Source organism: Shewanella sp. (genome assembly GCF_013214165.1).
Lineage (GTDB): Bacteria > Pseudomonadota > Gammaproteobacteria > Enterobacterales > Shewanellaceae > Shewanella.
In genome coordinates this window covers 40,848-47,341 of record NZ_JABSSM010000035.1, presented here as the reverse complement: position 1 = coordinate 47,341, position 6,494 = coordinate 40,848, and the positions used below count along the sequence as shown (strand labels likewise).

The following is a 6,494-nucleotide window of genomic DNA, read 5'->3' as shown; positions in this document are numbered from 1 at the left end:
CAAGATAGCAGCGCCACCCCACACAAATTTTTGATAATAAACGACTCATGCGGCCTCACTTACGAGGTGATCTGATTGACGAACAAGATAGCAGCGCCACCCCACACAAGATAATAATAAACGACTCATGCAGCCTCACTTACGAGGTGATCTGATTGGCCAGCGAGATAGACACAAGATAACAATAAACGACTCATGAAGCCTCACTTGCTAGCTCATTTAAGTCTAAAACGCGCAAGTTGCCATCTTCCATGTGTAACTGTCTGTCCATTCTGGAGGCGAGCTTACTATCATGGGTCACCACGACGAATGCCGTGCCTAACTGAGTCGCCAATTCTTGAATAAGCTCGTAGACGGCCTCGCCGCTGGCGGCATCCAGATTACCCGTAGGCTCATCGGCTAACACGAGTTTGGGCTTATTGATCAAGGCTCTGGCAATGGCCGTGCGTTGTCGCTCGCCGCCAGACATCTCCGCTGGTGTGTGATCTAGCCTATGGCCTAACCCCACTCGATCAAGCAGTGCCTTAGCATCTTGGTGCGCCAGCTCTCGCTTCACGCCATGAATGAGCGCCGGCATGGCAACATTCTCCAATGCGGTAAATTCCGGTAGCAGGTGGTGGAACTGATAAATGAAACCTAGATCTTGATTGCGTATCTCCGATTGTCGCCGACTCGATAATGCATAGAGATCTTCGCCTAACATAGTCACACTGCCACTCGTGGGGCTGTCTAAGGTGCCCATGATGTGCAGTAATGTACTCTTACCCGAACCCGATGTGCCTACGATAGCCAGCTGCTCGCCTTTAAATACCTGTAGATCCACATTGTTAAGCACTTGAGTATCGACGCTGCCCTCTTGGTAGCGCTTAGTCACACCTTTTACTTCCAGTAATAACTCTTGCATCTTGTTCAACTCTTCAATTCATTAATTCATTAATTCATTAATTCTTCAATTCACTCATGCTCAATTCATGCTAGTCAGGCCATTGACCACTCAGCATTAACGTAAACAATCTTGTTTATTCATGCCTTAGCGCATTGGCTGGCTGCACCCCGGCGGCTCTCATCGCCGGATAGACGGTGGCAAAAAATGAGATGAGTAAGGTGCCTAAGACTATCAGACTCATCTGGCTCCATTCCAGTTGCACCGGCAGGGACTGACCCGCCCCGAGCACCGAAATGCCAAATGTATTTAAGATGGTATTGAGATTCAATGTGATTGCAATCCCAACGACCAGACCACAGATGAGTCCAATGATGGCATTGAGCGAGCCTTGGATCATAAATATCCCCATCACATCGGCTGTCATCAATCCCTGCGTCTTGAGTACGGCGACGTCGCTAGTCTTGTCGACCACCATCATCACTAGGGCAGATACTATGTTAAATGCGGCGACGGCGATGATGAGGCTCAGCATAAGAGACATCATATTCTTCTCCATCTTCACCGCACCGAAAAGATGTCCATAGGTTTCACGCCAGTCCGAGGTGGTAACCTTTAGATTATCTTTGCTAAATTCGGCTATCACGCCGGCGCTCAGGTTGGCGGCGTTGAAGGGATCATCGAGGTAGAACCTCAGATGCTTGACCTCACCGGGATTTTGCCGCATCAATCTCTGGGCATCTTCATAATGAACATAAGCCAGATTCGCATCGACTTGAGATCCCATCTCAAACACACCGGCAACCACAAAGTTTCTCTGACTCGGCACCGGACCTAAGGGAGAATAGATGACACCTTCGCCGCTCAATAGTCTCACCTTATCCCCGGATGACACATCCAGACGTCTCGCAAGCAATGAGCCTAAAACGATGCGATACTTACCCGCTGCAAGCTGTTCGAAACTGCCGTTAAAACTGCGCTGCATAGTGGCTAAGAGATCGTGTTCAAAATCAGGATAGATGCCATAGATCTGGATTGCACTTATGTTGCTGCTGGATTGGATCATGGCCTGATTGGCAATGCTGGGAGTGACGCCGATAACCCCCGGAAGTTTGCTCAGTGCGGCAATCTTAGTCTGCCACTGCTCGATAGGTGCCGTCGAATGCACAGTCAACTGAGGCACAGCGCCTAATATGCGCTGTTTCAACTGACCTTCGAGTCCATTCATAACAGAACTGACGATGATCAATGCGGCCACGCCGAGTAAGATACCGGAAACCGCAAAAAAAGTGATGAAAGAGGCGAAGCCATTAGCCTTTCTCGCACGCCAATAACGAAAGCCTATATGTGAAGATAACGCAAGATTCATAGTGTCCTACAGGCCCAATAAATAATCAGCCTTGCTAAATCATTAAGATGCGCACGATAATAGGGGTAATAGCTATATAAAAACAAGAGGAAATCCCTTGTTCACAGATTCAACTCCCTATTTTAGTGTCAAGCATGACTTTACGGCCTATCTTTCTCCCTGGCCCAAAGAGCAGGCTCTGCCCACTGAACACGAATTAAGAGCCATGTTACCTACGGGATTGTTGCTCATCAACCAAGTCAAAACCCTTGAATCTGACTGTTTACTGCAACTGAGACACCTAGACGACGATGCTAAGACTGTAGTGGATTACCTTAAACTCCAGTCCCGTAAGATAGATCTGGTGCTGCAATATGTATTAGAGCGTGAGCAACACCAAGGAGAACAATATCGAGGCGCCTACTTTGGCGGCAGTGGCATTCGGGTCATCAGCGATACTCAGCTGGTTGAAAATGAGCAATTTAAGATCACTCTGCACATTCGAGATGAGTTAGTCGCCCTGTTATGCTTCGTCACAGTCACAGCCTCTGAGCCGTTAGATACAGATGACAATCAAGCTAGCAGCCAATACATCAGCAATCTTGAGTTTACTCAAATACTGGAGACTGATGTGGAACAATTGGTCAAAGCCAGTCTAAGCGTGCAACAAAAGCAGCTTAAATTGCGTAAACAGGCGAAAAGCCGCGCATAAGTTTTCTCTAGCACAAGAGGCGGTAAGCCTCTACAATATCAGGCATCTTTGACGCTACTCTTTATGCCAGATCTGAATGAAATCTTTCTCAATATTGACTCCACCCGCAGTCAAAAGTGCATCAAAAGCGCAAACACTATATACATTAGGTGGTGCCTCTCAAGCCATCACCTTAGCGAACCTGGTTCAAAACCATGCCGGCATCACTGTCGCTGTGACTCACGACACCCCCACAGCCCTGTTACTCGAATCTGAGCTGGATTATCTGCTCGAAGGTAGCGATTTTCCGGTGTGGCTGTTCCCGGACAGAGAAACCTTGCCCTATGACAGTTTCTCTCCTCACCAAGATCTGGTATCCCAAAGATTAGAGACCTTATCTCGCCTGCCCAATGCCAAACAGGGACTGGTTATCGTGCCCTTGAGCACCTTGATGGTGCGCTTACCGCCTAAATCCTTCTTAGCCGGCAATGTGCTCATATTGAAAAAAGGCGATAATTATTGTCTTCAGGATGTCAAACAGCGACTGGTGAACACAGGCTATCATCTGGTCGAGCAAGTGTATGAACATGGTGAGTTTGCTGTAAGAGGCTCGATAATCGATCTATTCCCTATGGGCTCGGAGCAACCCTTCCGCATCGAGTTATTTGATGATGAAGTCGAGTCCATCAGACACTTCGACCCGGAGAGCCAGAGATCCAGTGGGCAAATTGATGCAATACGTTTACTGCCGGCAAAAGAGTTCCCCACCGATGATCAGGCAATTGAAGGCTTTAGACAAAGATATCGTCGACGGTTCGAACGCTTGGTTAAAGAGCCAGAATCTGTCTATCAGATGGTCAGTCGAAAAATCTTTCCTGCGGGGATCGAGAGCTATCTGCCACTATTTTTCGACGAGACAGCCAGCCTGTTCGATTATCTGCCAGAACATGCTCAACTGGTCAATATCGGCGACCTTGAAGCCGCCTCTAAGGCACATTTAGCCGAAGTAGAGCTGAGATATGAAGATAGGCGCGTGGATCCGTTACGCCCGCTACTGGCACCGAAAGAGCTTTATCTGCTCACCGAGCAGGTGTTCGCTAATTTTAAGTCCCTGCCAAGGAGTCTGCTCAAGATTGGTGAGGACTCGGATAAGGGTCAGCAGGCTAAGCTTGAAAAACTGCCTGAGTTGACAGCCAATCACAAGCTGAAGCAGCCACTGATCCAGCTGCAAGAATATGCGATTAAAGAGACGAGCATACTCTTCAGCGCGGAATCCGAGGGTCGCCGGGAAGCCTTACTCGAGCTACTGGCTAAGATAGATATCAAGCCGAAACGATTCGACAGTTTAGCGCAATTTACTGCCTCGAAGACTAAGCTTGGACTCATCGTCTCCCCTCTCTCCAACGGCTGCATCATAGAGAATAGCCGAGGTGGAAAATTTAGCCTGATCTGTGAGACCGAGCTATTCGGTCATCGCATATCTCAGAAACGTCGCCGGGACAAACAGAAACAGATAAGTAGTGACGCCCTAGTCAAAAACTTAGCCGAGCTCAAAGTCGGCCAACCCATAGTCCACCTAGATCATGGCGTCGCAAAATATCAGGGACTGGAAACCTTAGATACCGGTGGCCTTGTGGCCGAATACCTCAAGTTGGAATATGCCGGCGGTGATAAACTTTATGTGCCTGTGTCATCACTGCATCTCATTAGCCGTTACAGTGTCGGACCGGACGAGGAAGCTCACTTAAACAAACTTGGCAATGAAACATGGGCCAGGGCTAAGAAGAAAGCGGTAGAAAAAATCCGCGATGTTGCCGTCGAACTGCTCGATGTCTACGCACGAAGACAGGCTAGGCCAGGCACGGCGTGTAAGATCGATGAACAAGAGTATGCCCAGTTCGCCAATAGTTTTCCCTTCGAAGAGACCGTCGATCAAGAGACTTCTATCAATGCCGTGTTAACAGATATGTGCTCTCCCATCTCCATGGATAGGCTCGTCTGTGGCGATGTCGGCTTTGGTAAGACCGAGGTGGCAATGAGAGCCGCCTTCGTCGCGGTCAACGATGGCAAGCAAGTCGCTATTTTAGTGCCTACCACCTTGCTGGCCCAGCAACACTTCGAGAACTTCCAAGACAGATTTGCCGATTGGCCGGTTAAAATTGAGGTGATATCTCGCTTCAAGACGGCTAAAGAGCAGAAGCTGATCATGGCAGAACTCAGTAAGGGTAAGGTCGATATCATCATAGGCACCCATAAATTACTGCATTCAGAGGGTGATTTTGACAACTTAGGCTTGTTGGTCATCGATGAGGAACACAGATTCGGTGTTAGGCAGAAAGAAAAAATTAAGGCGCTGCGGGCTAATGTAGATATCTTAACCTTAACGGCGACGCCTATTCCCAGAACCTTAAATATGGCGATGTCCGGCATGCGGGATCTGTCGATCATTGCCACACCACCGGCCAAGCGGCTCGCGGTAAAGACCTTCATCAGGGAGTACGATCCCACCACCATACGTGAAGCCTTACTGCGTGAAATTCTCCGTGGCGGACAAGTTTATTTTCTACACAATATGGTCGAGACCATAGAGAAACGCGCTGACGAAATACGTGAACTCCTGCCTGAAGCTAGAGTCGTGACGGCTCACGGCCAGATGCGCGAACGTGACTTAGAAAGAGTCATGTCTGAATTTTATCATCAAAAGTTCAACGTACTCGTCTGTACCACCATTATCGAGACCGGCATCGATGTGCCCTCGGCTAACACCATAGTCATAGAGAGAGCCGATAAGTTTGGCTTAGCCCAGCTGCACCAACTGAGAGGACGTGTGGGCCGCTCCCATCATCAGGCTTATGCCTATATGATGACGCCGCACCCTAAAAGCATTTCATCCGATGCACGCAAACGTCTGGAAGCCATCGGAGCCTTAGAAGATTTAGGCGCAGGCTTTTTATTGGCCACCCAAGATCTCGAGATCCGCGGTGCTGGCGAGCTGTTAGGCGATGAACAATCTGGCCACATCTCCAAGATAGGATTTACTCTCTATATGGAGATGCTAGAAGATGCGGTTAAGTCGCTTAAAGAGGGCAAAGAGCCCTCCCTCAGTCAGATGCTCAGACGTCAATGTGAGATAGAACTGCGCATTCCGGCCCTGCTTCCCGAGGATTTCGTCCATGACGTCAATATTCGCTTGTCTCTGTATAAACGCATTGCCAACTGTGATTCTGACAATGCCATCGATGAACTTAAAGTCGAACTTATCGATCGCTTTGGTATGCTACCCGACGCCACTAAGAACCTGATGGAGCTAACCCTGTACAAACATCTGGCCACCAGTCTGGGCATTAAGAAACTTGAGATGCACGCTAAGGGTGGTAGCCTGGAATTTAACGACGATCACTGCGTCGATCCGGGCTTTATTATCGGTTTACTCCAGAGTCAGCCACAAAACTATCGAATGGATGGCCCGAGTAAGTTAAAATTCCTCATTCCAGCCGAGTCACACAAGGATAGACTGGCACTGGTAAAATTGCTATTAGGGCAATTATCACAACATCGCCTTGGAGAATAAT

Annotated in this window: 4 protein-coding genes; 2 read left to right on the top strand and 2 right to left on the bottom strand. The window is 48.6% G+C overall.

Annotated elements, in window-relative coordinates:
* Nucleotides 1-193: 193 nt before the first annotated feature.
* A complete protein-coding gene (gene lolD, locus HRU42_RS11940; RefSeq protein WP_295031417.1) occupies nt 194-904 on the bottom strand; it encodes a lipoprotein-releasing ABC transporter ATP-binding protein LolD in 711 nt (236 codons plus the stop codon).
* A gap of 115 nt (nt 905-1,019) precedes the next feature.
* On the bottom strand, nt 1,020-2,252 hold the full coding sequence (locus HRU42_RS11935; RefSeq protein WP_295031415.1) for a lipoprotein-releasing ABC transporter permease subunit: 1,233 nt from the start codon (nt 2,250-2,252) through the stop codon (nt 1,020-1,022).
* A gap of 97 nt (nt 2,253-2,349) precedes the next feature.
* Here HRU42_RS11935 and HRU42_RS11930 point away from each other — a divergent pair, with 97 nt between their 5' ends.
* Together HRU42_RS11930 and mfd are read left to right on the top strand one after the other, a co-directional pair.
* Complete coding sequence (locus HRU42_RS11930; RefSeq protein WP_295031413.1) at nt 2,350-2,943, top strand: hypothetical protein; 594 nt, start codon at nt 2,350-2,352, stop codon at nt 2,941-2,943.
* A 76-nt stretch (nt 2,944-3,019) separates the two neighbouring features.
* The gene (gene mfd, locus HRU42_RS11925; protein WP_295031411.1) at nt 3,020-6,493 is read left to right on the top strand and encodes a transcription-repair coupling factor; all 3,474 of its coding nucleotides are present in this window, start codon (nt 3,020-3,022) and stop codon (nt 6,491-6,493) included.
* Nucleotide 6,494 lies beyond the last annotated feature (1 nt).